The 18,561-nt window shown below is 46.8% G+C and carries 14 protein-coding genes; 7 read left to right on the forward strand and 7 right to left on the reverse strand.

Annotated features, from left to right (window positions below):
* Window positions 1-78: 78 nt before the first annotated feature.
* Both Q1A08_RS00225 and Q1A08_RS00230 read right to left on the reverse strand, forming a co-directional pair.
* Window positions 79-2,778: a beta-propeller domain-containing protein gene (locus tag Q1A08_RS00225; RefSeq protein ID WP_299767983.1), complete on the reverse strand. Its 2,700-nt coding sequence runs from the start codon at window positions 2,776-2,778 to the stop codon at window positions 79-81.
* Window positions 2,779-2,955: 177 nt separating this feature from the next.
* Window positions 2,956-4,524 carry an AMP-binding protein gene (locus Q1A08_RS00230; RefSeq protein WP_299767986.1) on the reverse strand — a complete coding sequence of 523 codons (1,569 nt, stop codon included), beginning with the start codon at window positions 4,522-4,524 and terminating at the stop codon, window positions 2,956-2,958.
* A gap of 199 nt (window positions 4,525-4,723) precedes the next feature.
* Here Q1A08_RS00230 and Q1A08_RS00235 point away from each other — a divergent pair, with 199 nt between their 5' ends.
* On the forward strand, window positions 4,724-5,299 hold the full coding sequence (locus tag Q1A08_RS00235; protein WP_299767988.1) for a uracil-DNA glycosylase family protein: 576 nt from the start codon (window positions 4,724-4,726) through the stop codon (window positions 5,297-5,299).
* On the opposite strand, the gene Q1A08_RS00240 is transcribed toward Q1A08_RS00235, so the two are convergent.
* The 4 genes from Q1A08_RS00240 to Q1A08_RS00255 all read right to left on the reverse strand — a co-directional run bounded on the left by Q1A08_RS00240 (window position 5,296) and on the right by Q1A08_RS00255 (window position 11,368).
* Complete coding sequence (locus Q1A08_RS00240; RefSeq protein WP_299767990.1) at window positions 5,296-6,066, reverse strand: SDR family NAD(P)-dependent oxidoreductase; 771 nt, start codon at window positions 6,064-6,066, stop codon at window positions 5,296-5,298. The two genes, Q1A08_RS00235 and Q1A08_RS00240, sit on opposite strands and share 4 nt — an antisense overlap.
* Window positions 6,067-6,154: 88 nt before the next feature.
* Entirely contained in the window at window positions 6,155-6,871 is a 717-nt protein-coding gene (locus Q1A08_RS00245; RefSeq protein WP_299767993.1) for a hypothetical protein, read from the reverse strand.
* 137 nt (window positions 6,872-7,008) lie between these two features.
* Window positions 7,009-9,105: a 3-hydroxyacyl-CoA dehydrogenase NAD-binding domain-containing protein gene (locus Q1A08_RS00250; protein WP_299767996.1), complete on the reverse strand. Its 2,097-nt coding sequence runs from the start codon at window positions 9,103-9,105 to the stop codon at window positions 7,009-7,011.
* Window positions 9,106-9,499: 394 nt separating this feature from the next.
* Window positions 9,500-11,368: an acyl-CoA synthetase gene (locus Q1A08_RS00255; protein WP_299767998.1), complete on the reverse strand. Its 1,869-nt coding sequence runs from the start codon at window positions 11,366-11,368 to the stop codon at window positions 9,500-9,502.
* 174 nt (window positions 11,369-11,542) lie between these two features.
* Here Q1A08_RS00255 and Q1A08_RS00260 point away from each other — a divergent pair, with 174 nt between their 5' ends.
* Complete coding sequence (locus Q1A08_RS00260; protein ID WP_299768001.1) at window positions 11,543-12,430, forward strand: thioesterase family protein; 888 nt, start codon at window positions 11,543-11,545, stop codon at window positions 12,428-12,430.
* 16 nt (window positions 12,431-12,446) lie between these two features.
* On the opposite strand, the gene Q1A08_RS00265 is transcribed toward Q1A08_RS00260, so the two are convergent.
* Window positions 12,447-13,265: an IclR family transcriptional regulator gene (locus Q1A08_RS00265; protein ID WP_299768004.1), complete on the reverse strand. Its 819-nt coding sequence runs from the start codon at window positions 13,263-13,265 to the stop codon at window positions 12,447-12,449.
* 239 nt (window positions 13,266-13,504) lie between these two features.
* Between Q1A08_RS00265 and Q1A08_RS00270 the strand changes: the two genes are divergently transcribed.
* From Q1A08_RS00270 to Q1A08_RS00290, 5 genes are all read left to right on the forward strand, one after another.
* Window positions 13,505-14,401 carry an HAD family hydrolase gene (locus Q1A08_RS00270; RefSeq protein ID WP_299768007.1) on the forward strand — a complete coding sequence of 299 codons (897 nt, stop codon included), beginning with the start codon at window positions 13,505-13,507 and terminating at the stop codon, window positions 14,399-14,401.
* Window positions 14,402-14,613: 212 nt separating this feature from the next.
* Window positions 14,614-14,823 (forward strand): hypothetical protein, encoded by a 210-nt coding sequence (locus tag Q1A08_RS00275; protein ID WP_299768010.1) that lies wholly within the window; start codon window positions 14,614-14,616, stop codon window positions 14,821-14,823.
* 25 nt (window positions 14,824-14,848) lie between these two features.
* Window positions 14,849-15,910 (forward strand): AraC family transcriptional regulator, encoded by a 1,062-nt coding sequence (locus Q1A08_RS00280; protein WP_299768013.1) that lies wholly within the window; start codon window positions 14,849-14,851, stop codon window positions 15,908-15,910.
* Between the two features lie 367 nt (window positions 15,911-16,277).
* Window positions 16,278-18,077, forward strand: coding sequence for an acyl-CoA dehydrogenase C-terminal domain-containing protein (locus Q1A08_RS00285; protein WP_299768015.1), 1,800 nt, complete (start codon window positions 16,278-16,280; stop codon window positions 18,075-18,077).
* A 55-nt stretch (window positions 18,078-18,132) separates the two neighbouring features.
* Complete coding sequence (locus Q1A08_RS00290) at window positions 18,133-18,477, forward strand: SCP2 sterol-binding domain-containing protein (RefSeq protein WP_299768018.1); 345 nt, start codon at window positions 18,133-18,135, stop codon at window positions 18,475-18,477.
* Window positions 18,478-18,561 lie beyond the last annotated feature (84 nt).

Raw genomic sequence — 18,561 nt, forward strand, 5'->3', positions numbered from 1 at the left:
AAATTAGCTAACTATACCTGCCTATGCCTTGGAAGTTTCCGTAAAACAGCGACTTATACTGAGCGATAAGTGGAGCATTTAATTGGGGGCTGGAACATAGTCTGGAACTTTATCCCCCCAGACACCGCCCCAAAGACGACCGCCTTCATAATATAGAATGCGATTATCAAAAAGAATAGAGCGCCCCCGTAATACTGTATCTTGTGTTTTCCAGTGAACCTGTTGTTGATCCGTGTAGGGGAATAGTTCGCCAGCTCTTGCAAAGTCTGAATAATCGTCATTGAGTTCAAACTCAACTAGGCCGCTGGCTTGCCAATTTGTTTTAAGGTGGGGCAGGCCTATTGGTGCGTCATAAATCCGCATTGGGATTGCAAAGCGAGCCTCTCGATTTTCTCCCTTGGGAAGATAGCTAAAACCGTGATGGCTAAGTACAGTTGCATTATCACTGTTGGCTTTGCCAATAACGACCCTCTTAATTAAATAAGGTTCTGTAGGGTTGCTAATATCGAAAAGACTAACTTGGTTGCCATTAGTTCGGCCTTCCCTATCCGCTGCATAGCCTACGCCCACTAACTTGTCGTTGGGAAGCGGATGTAGATATTTGGAAAAGCCGGGTACTTCTAGGACACCTTCTATAAAAGGGTCGCTATGATCTTCTAAATTGACCACATATAGCGGGTCGCTCTGTTTAGACGTTACGGCATACATTTTATCGTTAATAAACCGTGTCGCTGCTAGTTTCTTATTGATTTCCCCCAAAGGTTCAGGGCGTCGCTCATTGGGTAAAACTGATTTATAGGTCAATATGCCTTTTCGTATTTCCGAAGGGCCGATAATAGAAAGCTTGTAGCGTAGATCTGAATTGTCACCGTATTGGGTAACAACGGCTAGGTTACCCTTGGATTCGCTGAATCGGAATGACGCTAGCTCTGAGCTATCTTCAATAAATCCGTCAACACTGCCGCTGCCCTCATAGTTCATTTCTTCTTGCAAACTAAACTTATGGATTTGGGTGCTATAAAAGTAGCGACTAAAACCAGAAGGAGAACCGTTGCGATAGGGTTGAGTGCTGGACGCGATATAGACAGCATTTGCTGACATATAAAATGCTTCGCTTTGGCCAGCTATCGCAATGGTTTTTACATTTTCGGGGTTGTTTAGATCGATTCGCGAAAGCAGTAAAAAGTTGCTTGCTGGATTGGCCTGCCCACCTAGTAGGTAGGTATTGTCTTTATTTAGCACGGGTTGCCAATAACCGCCACCCAAGCGAATATGGGGGACTAAGTCTCTAAGGGGGCGATTGGCCACGGCCTGTTGCAATTCTTCTTTAGTCGACGAGGTTAAGCGGACTCCTATATCAGGGACGCTGCGCCATAAAACATACAAAGCGTTATCGATACGCCGACTGTCAACGGTGTACCCACCTAATGAAACTAGTTCTGACGATTCAAGCTGGCACTCATTACGCTGGTGTATATCAATATAGCTTGTACCTCCTTGCCAGCTTTGGTCTTCATTCCAGCCATTTTCATAGTAGCGCAGGTAACGGGTACTTATTGTTGCTAGGTGAGACTCAGTTAGGTATAGCCCCAGATCATTGAGGTCGGTTAAGCGTGTATTATCAGCACTGAAATAGGAACGCTTGCCAAAATATGTTTTGCTATTGATATGCCCTTCTTTATCAATCTCAAAGCTAGCGACTGAGTTCCTACTGTCACTTGGAAAGGTGAAAGCGCAAGCGCCATCACTCTTGAGATAATCTATTTCATCTACACCTTTTTCTTGAATATTAGTATTAGAGATGGCTGGGCTCGACGACTGGGTTCCAGGCCCTGCTGAAAAGTCTAGCGTTCTGCCTACGGTCAAATTACTAAAACCGTCACGCAAATATTGCGTAAAGTTATCGCTATCTTTAAAACGGCTTAGTCTGATAAAAGAAGGTCGATCGCTTTCGGCTTGGCTAAGCATTTGAATCTCAATGTTTTGCAATGCCCATTGGCTTTCTTGCTCTAGGTCGATTTTGATCCGTGCCTGCTTTTGACTACTAAAATCGAAAGTCGCGGTACCAGTTTTAGAGGATAACCTACCTGTGAGTCTGTCTGGGCAGCTGAGGCAGTTTCCTTTATGGCGATCTAGCCTGATGTTCTCATTACTGCGGCCGCTGCCCCAATACCAGATAGGTTCACCTTTTTCGTTATAGAAATAGAACAAACCAAATTTCCAACGTTGCTGTTCAATATAGCTAAAGCCATAGCCTGGGTTTTTGGGGTTAAACCATAATCCTGTTCGAGGTAGTATATCTTCACTAACATTACTCTGAGCAAAAGGTTCTAAGTCCACCTGCACGGGGCCTGTTATCACCTGAATATTGGCGCTAATTGATAGTGGGCTGTTGATCTGAAATTGGATACTGCCTTCTTTAATATAGCCGTCGTGCTGATGGGTTTTTGTGTTCCAGCTGTGTTTAAGTAAATCAGCCGAAAATTGCCCATCAACAAGCGGGCCTTGAGCGGTATACCAGATAGGATCGTTGAATCGGTCGAAGGTATACAAGACAATAAAGACAATATCCTCTGCGAATTGGATATCCAAACCATTACCGCTGTGTTTTGGTGACCACCAAAGACCAGATTGAAACTCAGGTAGCTCTTCATAATGACTGGCTGCATCCTGAGGGCTTTGAGCGTGGAGCTTGTGACCGCATAAACTCGCCAGGACTATGCTTAGGCCTAGAAAAAGAGCATGGGATTGGCTTTTAAACTGGAGGCTAGACAGCATAATATCTTCCTTGGGCTGTATTGGTCGGACAGGAATTCAATGTTACCGTGGACTAATGGCTCGTTATTATACACTGCTTGATAAAACTTGTGAGGCACCTAGGAAGTATAAGGTGCCAGCTTGCGGCTATTCCACATGTAGATGCACGGCTGAATAATGCACAACCGTACTTGGGCTTTATACAGAGAGAAGTTTCTCTCGAAGCTCTTTTTTGGCGACTTTATTGAGCAAAGAGCGTGGTAACTCTTCGACGATATGAAACTCACGGGCCTGTTTAAAATCGGCTAGCTGACTAAGTTGGTGCTGCTGTAGCTTTTTGATCAGCTCTTGATCGCTTAGCTCGGTCCCGAGTAGTGGACTTCTTATGATAAAGGCGGCTGGAACTTCGTCCAACATATCGTGGGGTTTACCTACCACAGCCACCTCGTCTACCAAGCCGCTAGCCATAATAACGGCTTCAACTTCAGAGGCAGCGACATTCTCACCGCCGACTTTAAGCATATCTTTGGCTCTATCGGCAAAGAAATAGTTACCCGCGTCATCTAGAGTGATTCGGTCACCCGTTTCAAACCAACCATCCACAAAACTCTTGGCTGTAGCCTCCGGGTCGCCTAAATATTCTTTAAATAGATTAATACCGGCAATGCCACGAATAAACAAATCGCCAGTTTCACCTGCTTTAACCGGATCCCCATGCTCGTTGCGAACGCTAATCTCATAGCCATGGCAGGGGCGTCCAATACACATTTCAGGCCCTGGGTGGTTTAAATCTCCGGTGATTGCTTGGGTTATGGTTTCGGTCATGCCGTAAAGTCCGAAAGTCTTCACCTTAAAATGTTCTTCAATGCTGGGTAGGGCAACGGCGGGTGTCCAAAAACGGAAGTGATGCTCAGGAACCGCTTCTTCCATTAAGGCTTTAATGCAAAACGGGATCATCGATGCCCAGCTGGCTTTGTACTGCAGAGCGGGTCGCCAGAAGTGTGTTTTAGAAAAGCGTGGTTGTAAAATATAAGTACCACCCACCCATAAACTACCTAGTAAGGAATAGGACTGGTTATTGGTGTGAAAGAGCGGCAAAAAGGCTTGGCAAACATCATCGTGATGCAGGGCAAAGTTTCGAGCGTTGGTTTGAGCGCCCCAGATTGCATTGGCGTGGGTCCAGAGTACAGCTTTCGGGCGAGAAGTGGTGCCGGAGGTAAACTGGATAGACAGATTCTCATGAGTTTGCGGTTGAGCATTCAGCGGCAGCTCTTGATCTGCGATTAGCTCATCAAAGGCTAGCAGCTGATCGTTATCGACATTGTCAGTGCAGGCAATAAATTCTAACGATGGAGCATCTTTTGGAAGGCTATCAATGAGACTGGCTTGGCTAATGATCGCCTTGGCTGAGGTCTTCTCAATAAAATAGTCCATATCCGCTGCGACACTGCGGGTATTGGTCGTGACGGCTACAACACCCAGCAAAGCACAGGCGTACCAGCTAAACAGAAATTCCGGGCAGTTTTCCAAATGAATAACAACGCTATCCCCTGGCTTGATACCTTTATCGGCTAGGCCTTGGGCGAGACGCCCACCTTGTTGGCAGAAATCCTCGTAACTCCATTGTTTATCTTCACCTTCAAAGGCGGCCCAAATCAGAAAGGTTTTATCGGGGCACTGTTGACGCCAGTGCTGAAACAATCGCGGTAGATCTCGGCCAGCGACGGCCTGTTCGAGGGTTTGTGAGCTTTGGCTGTTTGTGTTCATTGTTATCATTATCCATCCAGTGAAGAAACCCTTGAAAGTATATCGGTATAGGGCTTGGCCTTACTTGCCAAATTCTTGGTTGTAAAGTGACAATTGCAGCATTTCTATAGGATGATATTGATCTGTGCTCTAACAAGCCATCGCTTTATTTAGTACAGTAAGTTGCTAATTTATCGGCTAGCACGGGTGGAGAGTGTAAATGACTGAGCATGAAGAGCTACTGCAGGAAGTTCGTGCTTGCCAGCGTTGTGAAGCTGAGTTACCAATGGGCCCCAGACCAGTAATTCAGCATCATCCAGATGCAAAAATCCTAATTGTCGGCCAGGCACCTGGGCGTAGAGTGCATGAAAGCGGTAAGCCATTTGATGACCCCAGTGGTGTGCGTTTGCGTCAGTGGATGAATATTAGCGCTGAGAAATTTTACGACCCAATACAACTGGCTATTTTGCCAATGGGCTTTTGTTATCCGGGAACGGGGCGTTCAGGAGATCTGCCACCGCGTAAAGAATGTCTGCCCTGGCGCGAGCCGTTGATGGGAATGCTACCTAACATCAAGTTAACAATATTGTTAGGTCAATACGCCCAGCGCTATCATTTTCCAGATCATAAAGGCAGCTTGACTGATTTGGTAAAACAAGCCGATGTGAAAAACGATCTGATGATTCCTTTACCGCACCCAAGCCCGAGAAATAACCGATGGTTAAAACAGCAGCCTTGGTTTGAAAGAGATTTTATTCCTTTATTCCAACAACGGTTGTCGAATATATCTCTCTAGTAAGTCTCCGGCACAGATTTTTTAAGGATATAAGCTAGCAATGGCTTCGGCAAAATTCGCGCTAGGCGAATTAAGCTCGCAGTAACAAAAGGGAACAGTACATCGCTCTTTTCTTTTTCAATGCCGCGAATCATATATTGGGCGGCCGCTTGTTCTGAGATTTCAAAAGGAGCAGGAATCCCATCATCAGCTACCCGTTCAGTCGCGACAAAGCCAGGGTAGAGCGAGATAAACTTTAAGCCCGCGTCGGCCAATTCGATACGACAACTGTCCATCAGGATTCGGCAAGCGGCTTTTGCGGCGCTGTAGGGTCCTTGCATGGGAAGCCCTATAAATCCGGCTAATGAGTTGGTGTGGGCAATGGTGCCATAGCCTTGGCTTTTCATGAGCGCAATAAGTGGAATGAGAAAGTTCACCAAGCTTTGATAGTTTAAGGCTAGGTTTTGCTGTACCTCATCAACACTGACATGGTTCATATTAAAAGATGGGCCATCTCCAACATTCAATAGGGCCAGGTCGAGAGCTTTTCCTCGTGAGGCAATTTTATCGATCAGCTCTTGAGCTTGCTGCTGATTTAGAGCGTCTATGATATGAAATTCGGCAGTGGAACCATTGCCTTCAATTTCCTGAACCAGCGATACAAGTAAATCTTCGCGGCGAGCGCAAATAATCAGGTGATTATTTCTCTTGCTTAACTCCACAGCGAATGCTCGCCCAATACCTGAGGAAGCGCCGACGACTAAAATATTTTTATTATTGAGCTGCATAGGAATTCCTTTGTGTTAATGCTAGTTATAACTAACATTGTGGTTTCAGGCAAGCTCGAATTGATGGTTGTGATAATGGATTCAAAGTCTAAGGTGATTTTGGAAGAGGTTTGGAAAGTGATTTAAAAAGCGAATCGGCGCAATCTTTATTGTAAAAGAAACCCAATTGCACATGCGCCCCTTCAAACTGAGATGGAGAAAAGCTTAGCTTTTCGTGGAGCTGATACTCTTCGAGTTTTAGATGAATACTGTAATTATCACCAAAGGCATAGTCCACGCGCTTGTTCAGAAGCATTAGCAAGCCCTGACGAATACTGTCTACCATAACAAGTTTAGCTCCTGCGTCTGTTAGGCTTTGATGGACTGGGCCCAATTCTAAGCTTCGTAAAATGGCAATTCTTTTATTATCGAGAATGCTAATTTTATCCCAAGAAAAATATTCTTCTTGCTTAAGCTGATAGAGACCAAGCTCTACTTTTTCATCAGAAAGTGATTGAAAGATGGCGTGGCTGTTGCTCGTTTTTGGTGGGTAAAAAGAGAGGCACCAATCTGTGCCTGCAATAATTCGCTGTGCTCTTGCTGGAGGAAGAAATACTGGCTTAATAGGCTGTTTGATTTTGAAGTGTTCTTTTGCGTAACGTCTAAAGAGCTGCATTAAATAGCCATTCTCAGGTATATCTTCACTGATTAGGGGCGGATACTCCATGGTCATGATAGTGTTGTTGGGCCCCTGTGCGAAAACTGTATTGTTGCCGGAGATTAGGCCAAAAAACACTAGGGCTGTGCGGGTTATAGATATAGCCATTTTAAAATGCCTAGGACGCAGAAAATTAGAATAACGTTACTCTAGAGTATATATGATCAAAAATGGCTATCTATATTTTTTACCTATAAAAAAAGAGGGCGATAGGCCCTCCTTATTATCGTAATCAAGAGATTGGTTTACTTGCTGGTCCAATCCTTAAAGGTTTTGCCTGATTCGGCTAGCTCTTTCAGTAGCTTGGAAGGTGCCCAGTACTGATCACCATGTTGCTTGGCAAACTCGCTAATGCGTGCATAGATTTTGTCTAAGCCGATATGATCGGCGTAGTGCATTGGGCCACCACGATAAGCTGGGAAGCCATAGCCAAAGCAGTATACGACATCAATATCACTTGGGCGTTGGGCAATGCCTTCTTCTAGGATCTTGGCGCCTTCGTTAATCCAAGCGTAGGTCAAGCGCTCTAGAATTTCTTCGTCGCTGATGGCTCGGCGTTCAATACCGTGAGCTTTGGCTTGCTCTTCAACAACTTTCATTACTTCTGGATCATTAATGCGAGCGCGGGTTTGGGCGTCGTATTTGTAATAACCTGAACCGGACTTCTGACCTAGGCGTCCCATCTCTACTAGAGCGTCGGCAATACAATAAGTCTTTGGCTCACCTTTTTGCTCGTCGCTCAAGGCTTGGCGCGCTTTATAGCCGATATCTAAGCCGGCTAAATCACCTACAGCAAGAGGCCCCATGGCCATGCCCCATGTTTGCATTACACTATCGATCTGCTCAGGGCTTGCGCCTTCAATCAAGCACAATTGAGCTTCGCGGCCATAAGGACGCAACATACGGTTGCCGATAAAGCCGTAACAGTTGCCTGCCAAAACCGGCACCTTGCCAATCTTCTTTGCTAGCTTCATAGAGGTTGCAATCACGTCATCAGCACTGTCACTGCCGCGCACAACTTCGAGCAGTTTCATTACATTGGCAGGGCTAAAGAAGTGCAAACCGATGACATCTTGTGGACGCTTGGTGGCATTGGCGATGGCATCGATATCTTGGTAAGAGGTGTTGGTCGCTAAAATAGCACCTTGCTTACAGACGCTGTCTAGCTTGGTGAAAACTTGTTTTTTGATATCGACGTTTTCGAAAACGGCTTCGATCACTAGGTCAACATCGCCTAGGTCTTCATAGTTCGTGGTGCCGCTGATCACGCTTAAGCATTTGGCCTTTTGGGCTTCGCTCATTTTGCCTTTGCTTACGGTAATACTGTAGTTTTTATCAATAATGGCCATGCCGCGATCTAGGCCTTCTTGGTTGATTTCCAGCATGGTGACTGGAATACCCACATTGGCGAAGTTCATAGCAATACCGCCGCCCATGGTGCCAGCGCCAATAATACCAACGCGCTTAATATCGCGAAGCTCAGTATCTTTAGCTAAACTGATTACCTTGGCCGCTTCACGCTCTGCGAAGAACATATGACGCATGGCGGATGATTGTGGGCCTTGCATCAATTCAACAAAAAGCTCGCGCTCGGTTGCCAAGCCTTTATCCATATCCTGGCCAACCGCGGCTTCAACACAGCGGATAATATTCTGCGGAGCTTGCTGACCGCGAAAACGCTTAGCCGCTTTTTTGCGTGCCGCTTCGAATACTTCTGGGCCTGCTTGGCTGGCTGGAATTTCGATGTCGCGCACGCGCTTAAGCTGTGCTTTATCGGCGGCAAGAGACTTGGCAAAGGCAATCGCGCCTAGTTCTAAATCGCCTTCAACGACGACATCGATGAGGTTCATCTTTTCGGCTTTTTTGGCCGCTACCGGGTTGCCGCTGGTGATCATATCCAGCGCCGCTTCAACACCGGCTAGGCGAGGGGTGCGCTGGGTGCCGCCAGCACCTGGTAACAAGCCCAGTTTAACTTCCGGTAAACCAACTTTGGCGCTGTCTAGTGCAACACGATAGTGGCAGGCTAGGGCAGTCTCAAAACCACCGCCTAGTGCGGTGCCATGAATGGCCGCCACCACAATCTTGTTAGAGCTCTCAATAACATTGAGCATATCTGGCAAAGAAGGCGCTTTTGGTGGCTTGCCAAATTCGGTGATGTCCGCGCCCGCAATAAAGGTGCGACCTTCGCAAATGATCACAATAGCCTTGCTGTCATCTTTTTGAGCTTTCTTGATGGCTTTGCAGATACCATCACGTAAGGCGTGTGATAGGGCGTTTACGGGTGGGTTATTGAGTCGAATAACACCAACACCGTCAATAATTTCATATTGGGTAACGGACATGAAAAACTCCTACTTGGGGGTTCTTGGGTAATGCCTGCCATTTTACTTTATGTGTAACCAAAATGGCATGCCTTTACGAGCAAATTTGTTCTAGAGGCACTAACAGTGGCTATCTTTCTTCTTGTATAGCGGCGCACAGAGGGCAGTTTGTCATTCCTGAGCTGTGTTTAGCAGCAACAAATCGAAGCGCTAAAGCGTGTAATGCTAAGAAGAATACCAGTGACGATAAATGCCGAGATCTACCGAAGTGTATAAATTCCAGGGTGATAATTTTATGACAAGCTGGAGATTACTCCAACTTGTCATAATGAGTTTTTCAGCATGAAACAATGATTTTTTCGGCGTCACGCTTGCGCTTAAAAAACCATCAAAACCACCCTGGTTTAAGCTCGCCTTATTTAATTGCGATGGTTAAGGCATAGCCTTGCAGTGCTTCCTCTAGATCTTTAACACGCGAGCTGTCGGCTACCTCTATACTAGTGGTTAATCCTTTCTCGGTATCATGGATACACTCAACGCGAGCTTGAATGCCCAGCTCGGCTAAACGCTCTAATAAAATCGTCTCCGTTGCCATACGGCGAAGCTCTGGCTTAAAGATTTTACCGACGGCGGTAAGTGGGATTTCTTCCAGCACGGTGATGCGTTTGGGGACGGCAGCTCGCTCAGAGATGGTGTCTGCCGCGAAGGCCATCATTTCATCTTCGTCATAGCTGGCACCAGGATGAAGGGTGATATAGACCACTGGCAACTCGCCAGCATAATCGTCGGGTTGGCCAACTGCTACAGCCTGCGCCACACTTGGGTGTTTAAGCAGTGGGTCTTCAATAATAACTGGGTCAATATTATGACCACCGCGGATAATAAGATCTTTTGCACGTCCGGTTAGATACAAAAAGCCATCTTCGTCCTCATAGCCCAAATCGCCAGTGTTAAACCAGCCGTCCACCCAAGCCTTCTCGTTATCACTATCTTCAAGATAACCGGCAAAAATATTCGGCCCGCGACTTAGCACCACGCCGACTTCACCGGCCTCGCAACGGCGGGTCAGCTTATTGCCATCAATATGGCCAATAATACGATCCGCATAAGGAATGCGCAGGCCGGTAGCTCCGATCGGAGGTGGCTTTTTATAGCTGGTTACAGACAGCATCACAGTGGTTTCTGTCATGCCATAGCCATTCAAAATGGTGCAGCCAAAACGCTCTTCAAAGTTTTTCTTGAGTTGTACGGGAAGTGGGGCAGCGCCACTGAGAACTTCGGTCAAGCAGCTGATATCGGCGTCGCCTACAGGGACTTCGTATATCAGAGACAAAATGGTCGGCACACAAGGGAAGGCGCTGAATTGGAAGCGCTCGATATGATGCCAAAAGTTTTCGATGACATTGGGGTTTCTAAATCCGCTCGGGGTCATGATGACAATATTAAGGCCTGCGGCGATGGCGCCAATACCGGAAACCATCAAGCCGTAAATATGGAACATCGGTAGCGCAGCAAAGACATTTTCACGCGGTCGGTCACTGACGCGATCTTTATAGAACTGCGCAATAAAGGCAAAGTTAGCGTGACTGATTTGGGCTACTTTTGGACGACCCGTGGTGCCGCCGGTGTGCATGTAGCAGGCGATATCTTCGCCTTTAAATTCACGCTCGCTGTCTAGGCTTTCAGCGTTTTGCAGCTCCAACTGTTCGTTGTAATCGCTTACCTGAACCGGCAAGTCATCGGGAATAGGATCGGTAATACCTGGTAGTGATATCAACACCAGGTGTTCAATTTGAGGGCTGAGTTCCAGTACCGCCTTGGTGGTTTCCCATAAATGTGGCGCTGATGGCATTGGCGCCATCGCCACGAACACTTTTGAGCCCGTTACTTCGATGATTTCCGCAATATGACGGGGCTCTAGCAGCGGGTTTAATGGGCTTGCGATGCCGGCACATTGAGCGCCCCAAATTGCGTAAACGGTGTGGGGTAGGGTGGGCAGCATGATGGAAACAGCATCGTTACTGCCAACCCCTAGCTTGTTGAATAGATTGGCGGTTTGATGCAAGCGAGCCAAAAACTGTTGGTAGGTGACTGGAATAGCCATGTCATCTTTAACGCCGGTGGGTAAAAACTCCATCACCTTATCTTCGGCGTAGTCGCGACAAGCCTGGGTGATGATGGCGTAGGTGTCGCGCCAAGGGTAGCGCTGCTCTACCGGTGTTTTTTCAAACTCAATGGTATCTGCCAGGGTCAGTACATCGGCTACAGATTGTAGCTTGCTCATAATGTCGCCTCTATTGTTTATTATTTGTACGCTTCAAGGTGCTATTTTCATAATAGGGAAGTTTTATACCACTCCTTGGTTTTTTGTTCCACTGTGCGGAACATTGTTTTATGATTATGCGGTAAAGGCATCATTTAAAAAAACAATATAAAAGACCATCGCAAGGAGTTTTGGGTGAGCAGCTATTCACCAACTTTGTACGAGTTTGATAGAGATACCGAGCTGACTCTGATAGAGCAGCAACTAAATCGCCGTATTTATTCATTGGAGGTCAGTGATCGCTGGTCATTTGGTAATGCGCCCAATGGTGGTTATATGGCCGCCTTATTGGCCAAGGCGGGCCGATTGGCTCTGCCTGATCACCCTGACCCAATCTCTGCCACGACTCAATTTATTCAACCAGCAAAACCTGCCAGGGCTGAAATTGAAGTGCGTTTATTGCGTGTGGGTGGGCGCTTAAGCCAAACCACAATCGAGTTGCAGCAAGATGGACAGATTTGTGCCCAGGCGACCGTAGTGTTTTCCAATCTTGGGAAGCTAAAAGGCGTTAGCCATTTTCAGGGGGACCGGCCAAGCTTGCCTGCGCTCGAAAGTTGCCAAGCTGTTACCGGTGCTAATGCAAGCTTTCGCGATCGGGTAGATGCGCGCTTTTTTCCAGATTGCGCACCATTTTGGCCGGGTGGTGGCAGTGATGCTATGAGCAATGCCGGTTGGATCCAGATGGCTGATGGGCGCCCGAATGATGCCTTAAGCTTGTTGGTGTTTGCGGATGCCTTTCCACGGGCTGTGGCAATGCGCAGTGGAAAAGTGGGGTGGATTCCAACCGTCGATATGACGGTGCAAATACTCCAAGCGCCGGCTGAGGGGCATGTCGCCTGTTTATTTAACACCCGCAAAATTCACGGCGGAATCTTAGAAGAGCAGGGTGAATTATGGGATAGCGAGGGCAATTTAGTGGCTTTGTGTCGACAATCAGCCGTGCCTAGAATTCCGCAGGAAGCGGCGCTTTGGGCAGATGATGCTGCAGACTTGGCGGCATCTTCTGCCAGCAAAACCTATTGATGCCCGGAGCTAGTTACTAATAGCGAATCAGGGTCGCCTCAACATTACGAACCATACGTTTTAGTTGAGGCGCAACTTCTTGCTCTAAAAACTCTTTCGATAATCGATACGCCGGGCCGCCGGCATTAAAGCTATAAATTTGATTGCCAACCAGTAAAGGTACTGAAACACCATTAATGTCTTTGTCCCAAGAACCGAAGCCTGTGCAATAGCCTTTTTGTTCATAACTATCGATAGCGGCTTGGATTCCGTCGCGTAATTCTGGCCAATTTTCAGGGTTTCGTTTTTCGATATAGTGCAAAAAGTACTCACGCTCATTATGTGGCAATAGGGTGAGGTAGGCTTTACCGAGAGCCGAATTAGCAAGTGGCACACGATCACCAACTTCATTGCGAAAAGTCATCACGTTAGCTGGCGCGCAGTATTCAAGGTAAATCATTTTGAGTCGGTCGCGATCTGCTAGGCCAACCGCTGTGCCGGTATTATTGGCCAGCTCCTGCATGAGGGGTTTGGCTAACTGGCGAATAGCTAAGTTAGCGGTAAAGGCATAGCCCAGTGCCAATACGCCGCTGCCCAACTGGTATTTCTCTAGGCGTTCAGAATAAACCAGATAGCCTAACTTGGTTAGAGTATAGGTTAATCGAGAAACGCTGGATTTTGGTAAGCCTGTTCTTTGCGCTATATCTTGGTTGCCTAAAAAACCGTCGCCGGGCTGAAAGGCTCGTAATACATCCAGGCCGCGCGCTAGGGCGTTGATAAATTTTCGATCGGGCTCCTCGTCGTGCAATACATCACTGGGAAGGCTGTAAATATTATCGGCGCTTGGCTTGTCCACTTTTTAATCTTCTTTGTTGTGGCTTGGATATGATCGGAGTAGGGCTTATCGTTTCACTGTGCTAATGGAGTGTTAGCTGCCTAATTCCGAAAGGGGATTATAGGGGACTATAAATAATGATTATAGTCCCGGACTGCAATTGGGCTACAATAGGATTGCATTTACTCTATCCTCTATCCTATTCACCGTCAGTTTGCTCGAAGCACGGATGATCCTTGTTTTCTAAAAGTCCAAGTTTTATGTCTAGCCCCAAACCCTTTGCTCAATTAAATCCGGAAGTCGCATCCGATATACAGCTCATTTTCTTTGATGTAGATGGTACTTTGCTGGATAGCTTTGGGCATTATAGCGCTGAGCTACAACAGTCCTTAGCTATGCTGCGAGCGAGGGGCTTTAAATTAGCTATTGCTTCGGGGCGCCCTCCTTTCGCCTGTCAGTTTTTGATCGATGAATTGGGCCTACACGATACAGGCTTATTTTATACTGGTGGCTTGCTGTATCGAGCGGCAAATAAACAGTCAATTGCTCAGCATAGTCTAGCCCTCAATGACGCCCGAGCCTTGTTTGCTGCAGCCCAAGAGCTGGGGCTTTATTTCGAACTCTACGATGACCGGCAGTTTATCGTCGACCCCAAACACATCACCGCGCCTGAAATACTGGCTGAGCACAGCAAGCAGTTGCGGGTGCAGCCGCATCAAACGGATATTCAGGCTTTATTGGATTCGAGTGCTGAAATGGAAGTGCATTCATCACCCTGGTTAAAAGTCCTACTGGGGGAGGATGCCATGCAGAGCAGTTTGCTAGCGGATCTAGAAAGACGCTTCCCACATTTGCATTTTGCTTATGCCAAGTTGCCAGCTTACCCAAGTTGGCGCTTTGCCAGTGTTATCCCGAAGGCGGCTGATAAGCAATTGGCTTTTGATGCCTTGCTGAAGCACTATGGCCTGACAGCCCAAAATGTTATGGCTTTTGGTGATGCGGGCTCCGATAAAGTCTTTTTGCAGCGTGCGGGCTTGGGGGTGGCTATGGGGAACGCGGCTGTCGATGTGCAGGCCTGTGCTGATGTTGTTTGTCCAAGTTCCGATGAAAACGGTGTCGCCTTGGCGCTAGGCCATTTTTTCGGCGAACCTTGCTAGCCGCCGACGGGCCAGAATTACATTATCCTTAATTCAGTCCAAGCTTAGCCCTTGCCTACCTATAGGTAGGCAAGGGCTGCGATATTTAATGGCTCTTTCAACGCTTACTCATTGGCAGGAAGTGGCCTATAATGCGCAGCTTATTGGCGCTGAAAATGATAGCGCCAGCAGCTTGTTTGCAAGCTGCCCTTAGTAGGTTCTAAAGTGAGACTATGATTAAAGTCGGTTTTAAAAAGCGTTCCCTGTTTGTTTCTTTATTGTTGGGCTCTTTGGCGTTTATCGCCGCTGCGATATTTGGTTGGGACCTTCCAGTAGATAAAGCGCTAAACTTTTTAATAATGACTGTGCTGTTGTTGGCCATTGTTGTAGCAGCAGCCTTTTGTACTATTGTTGTGATTAAGCTGATTCGACGTTTATTTTAAGTAGAGTATTTAAGGAATATTAAGCTTGAGAAGCCCAGATACAACCTGTGTACCAACAGCCTACGCGAGATCATTGTTGCAGGCTGCTGAAGAAAAAGGCTGCGATATCGATCGGTTGCTGAATGATCTAGCGATTGACCGACAAGAGTTGGAAGATGCTTTGTATTTTTCCGCCGTAAAATATGGCCAGCTTTATCAGCAGGTCATGATTGTTATGCAAGATGAGCTGTTTGGTATGATCAGCTCTGGCAAAGTGCGCTTGGGGTCATTTCGCATGCTTTGCTATGCTGTTCTATCTTGTAATACCTTGCGACAGGCAATTAGTCGTGCCGCCGAATTCAGTGAAGTTGCCCGCGGATTTATTGTTCGGGGTGAGCTGCAAGAAGACGGAGACAAGGCCCAAGTCGTTATGCGACGAATCAATGGGCCTGAAGGAGAAGGGGCCGCAGATCTCATTGCCAACTCTAGCCCTGATAAGATTCGTACTACTATGGCAGTGTGGCATCGCTTTAACTGTTGGTTAATCGGCCAAGAAATTCCTCTTAGTGCATTGTGTTTTACTTTTAATTGCCCGGAAGAATTTCAAGTGCTTGCAGAAAGCTATCCGGCAGAATTATATTTTGACCAATCCGAAAACTTGCTGGAATTCCCTGCGGAGTATTTGGATTACCCGCTGGTACAAAATCGTGAGACATTGTTTGATTTTTTACGATCCGGCCCCTACCACTTAGTAATTAATGACAGTGCTCAGCGAAGTTTAAAGGCTAAAGTACGCGCTATTCTTTCGAAAGATGTAAGTGATGCAATGCCGAGTGCGGAAGAGGTAGCCTCACGTTTAAATCTGTCCGTGACAACGTTACGCCGCAAACTTCAAGCTGAAGATACTTCTTATCAAAAACTCAAAGATGAGTGTCGAATGGAAGCGGCTTTCCACTATCTAAGTTGTCCAGATTTAAACAACGCTTGTATTGCCGAACGTTTAGGCTTTGACGAAAGCAGCGCATTTTTCCGTGCCTTCAAAAAGTGGACCGGCGTTACCCCGGGCGATTACCGAAAGCAGCTTGCGAATCACAAACCGGCCAAATAGCAGCCGTTAAAAGCCCCATATTTCCTGGGGCTTGATATTTCTTACAGTTTTTATCAATGAACTTTTTATAGCGGCTAATTATTGAGTCATCTAAGTAAGGCGCTTTGTCCGATTACTTGGGTTAATCACTTTGTCAAAAGCCAGTCCACCTCGTCATTCGAAATGACATCGATATCTCAGCTGAGGGGAAGTGGGTGCCCAGTGCAGCCCTTTTGTAGAGCTTTTGTATCGTACTGGGCAGATGCCAGACTGTCACTTCTGGCCCGATTTGTCAGCCAAACTGGTCAGTCTGGCTATTGTTGGAAATCGGGCTTTCGGCGATTCTCACTTACCATAGAAACCCTATAAATTCTTAACCGAGGTTAACATGGCCGATTATAAAGCCCCGATGCGTGAAATACAGTTTGTAATGAACGAACTGTTGGACTTTCCAGCTCACTATCAGTCTCTACCAGGCTGCGAGGATGCCACTGCCGATGTGGTTACAGCAATCATTGAAGAGTCCGCGAAGTTTTGTGAAAACGTATTGGCGCCGCTAAATAAAGTAGGTGATGAAGAAGGTTGTAAGTGGGAAGACGGTGTTGTGACCACGCCTACAGGCTTTAAAGAAGCTTACCAGCAATTCGTTGAGGCCGGTTGGCCTTCGATGACCGCTGATGTTAACTACGGTGGTCAAGGTTTACCTGGCTCTCTAGGTATTGTCCTTTCAGAAATGCAAGGTTGTGCCAACTGGGCTTGGGGTATGTATCCTGGTCTTTCTCACGGTGCGATTAACACCGTTGAAGAGCATGGTAGTGAAGAGCAGAAGCAAGTTTATTTGACCAAGATGATCGAAGGTCGTTGGACTGGCACCATGTGTCTGACAGAGCCTCATTGTGGTACTGATCTTGGTATGTTGCGTACTAAAGCCGAGCCAAATGCCGATGGCAGCTACGCGGTAAGCGGTACTAAGATTTTCATCTCAGCCGGTGAGCATGATATGGCTGAGAATATTGTACACATTGTTTTGGCACGCCTCCCGGATGCACCAGCAGGTACTAAAGGCATCTCGCTATTTATCGTTCCTAAAATGAATGTTGATGCCAATGGCGAAGTTGCTGATCGCAACGGTGTGCACTGTGGTTCTATTGAGCACAAAATGGGTATTCATGGTAATGCCACCTGTGTGATGAACTTTGACAATGCTAAGGGTTACTTGATTGGCGAGCCAAACAAAGGCTTGATGGCCATGTTCACCTTTATGAATACAGCACGCTTGGGTACTGCGGTACAGGGCTTGGCCCACGCCGAAGTTGGTTATCAGAAGTCTCTAGATTACGCTCGTGAGCGTTTACAGATGCGTTCTCTATCAGGTGTTAAAAACCCTGATGGTCCAGCTGATCCAATTATTGTTCACCCAGATGTTCGTCGTATGTTGTTGACTCAGAAGGCCTTCGCTGAAGGTGGCCGTATGATGATTTACTACGGTGCGCACCTAGTCGACATCATGCATCACTCTGAAGATGAAGAAGCTCGTAAAGCGGCTGATGACATGTTGTCTTTCATCACTCCAATTGCTAAAGCCTTCTTAACCGAAACCGGTTTTGAGTCAGCTAACCTTGGCTTGCAGTGTTTTGGTGGTCATGGCTTTATTTCCGAGTGGGGTATGGAGCAAAACGTTCGCGACTGTCGTATCTCCATGTTGTACGAAGGTACCACAGGTATTCAGGCTCTAGATCTATTGGGTCGTAAGGTTCTGGGTTCTGGTGGTGAGCTGCTGAAGGGCTACACCAAAATGGTTCACAAATTCTGCCAGGCCAATGCTGACGTTGAAGGCATGCAAGAGTTTATCGCACCATTACAGCAAGCCAATAATGAGTTGGGTGAGCTAACCATGCACATTGGTGGCAAAGCAATGGAGAATGCCGATGAGGTTGGCGCTGCTTCGGTCGATTACCTAATGTACTCAGGCTATGCCATGTTGGGTTATTTCTGGGCTTTGGCCGCTAAAAAAGCGCAAGATAATTTGGCTGCGGGCACCACTGATGAAGAGTTCTACAAAGCGAAAATCGCAACGGCGCGTTTCTACTTTGAACGTATTTTGCCACGCACCAGCAGCTTAGCGATTACTGTTAAGTCTGGCTTGAATAACTTGATGGAGTTGGACCAAGAGCACTTCGCCTTTTAAATTTCAATGGGTTTGAAAGAGTTTGAAGTAAATCTGAAGTGAGTTTGGAGTAGACATGAGCCCATTTGATGGCTTACGAGAAGAACTGATCGCAAATTTCAATCGAGAAGCGGCCGCCGATTTAACTGAGGTGGTACAGTTTGAAATTTCTGATGCAGGGAATTACTTTTTGGTCATGGATAAGGGCGAGTGTCACATACAAGGAGGGGAGCATGAATCCCCTTCAGTTTGTATCAGTATGGACTCCGAAACCTTGTTGGCTATATTGTCAGGCAAATTCAGTGGCATGCAGGCCTTTATGTTTGGCAAGGTAAAAGCCGAAGGCGATCAACGTTTGGCTGCAATGATTGATAGCTTGTTTGTGCCCACGCGCGCGGCAAAGCGATCTTCGCAGAGTTAGTTGGCGTTTGAATTTAAAGGATCACTTCGGTGGTCCTTTTTTGCTATGTGGCTAGGCAAATTTTCCATGTGGCTGAGCTAAATA

It is taken from the genome of uncultured Pseudoteredinibacter sp. (assembly GCF_947500695.1).
In the GTDB taxonomy this organism is placed as follows: Bacteria; Pseudomonadota; Gammaproteobacteria; order Pseudomonadales; family Cellvibrionaceae; genus Pseudoteredinibacter.

Coding starts and splice junctions, on each gene's coding strand:
- Q1A08_RS00225 (WP_299767983.1), bottom strand. CDS start 2,778: ATGCTGTCTAGCCTCCAGTTTAAAAGCCAATCCCATGCTCTTTTTCTA.
- Q1A08_RS00230 (WP_299767986.1), bottom strand. CDS start 4,524: ATGAACACAAACAGCCAAAGCTCACAAACCCTCGAACAGGCCGTCGCT.
- Q1A08_RS00235 (WP_299767988.1), top strand. CDS start 4,724: ATGACTGAGCATGAAGAGCTACTGCAGGAAGTTCGTGCTTGCCAGCGT.
- Q1A08_RS00240 (WP_299767990.1), bottom strand. CDS start 6,066: ATGCAGCTCAATAATAAAAATATTTTAGTCGTCGGCGCTTCCTCAGGT.
- Q1A08_RS00245 (WP_299767993.1), bottom strand. CDS start 6,871: ATGGCTATATCTATAACCCGCACAGCCCTAGTGTTTTTTGGCCTAATC.
- Q1A08_RS00250 (WP_299767996.1), bottom strand. CDS start 9,105: ATGTCCGTTACCCAATATGAAATTATTGACGGTGTTGGTGTTATTCGA.
- Q1A08_RS00255 (WP_299767998.1), bottom strand. CDS start 11,368: ATGAGCAAGCTACAATCTGTAGCCGATGTACTGACCCTGGCAGATACC.
- Q1A08_RS00270 (WP_299768007.1), top strand. CDS start 13,505: ATGTCTAGCCCCAAACCCTTTGCTCAATTAAATCCGGAAGTCGCATCC.
- Q1A08_RS00275 (WP_299768010.1), top strand. CDS start 14,614: ATGATTAAAGTCGGTTTTAAAAAGCGTTCCCTGTTTGTTTCTTTATTG.
- Q1A08_RS00285 (WP_299768015.1), top strand. CDS start 16,278: ATGGCCGATTATAAAGCCCCGATGCGTGAAATACAGTTTGTAATGAAC.
- Q1A08_RS00290 (WP_299768018.1), top strand. CDS start 18,133: ATGAGCCCATTTGATGGCTTACGAGAAGAACTGATCGCAAATTTCAAT.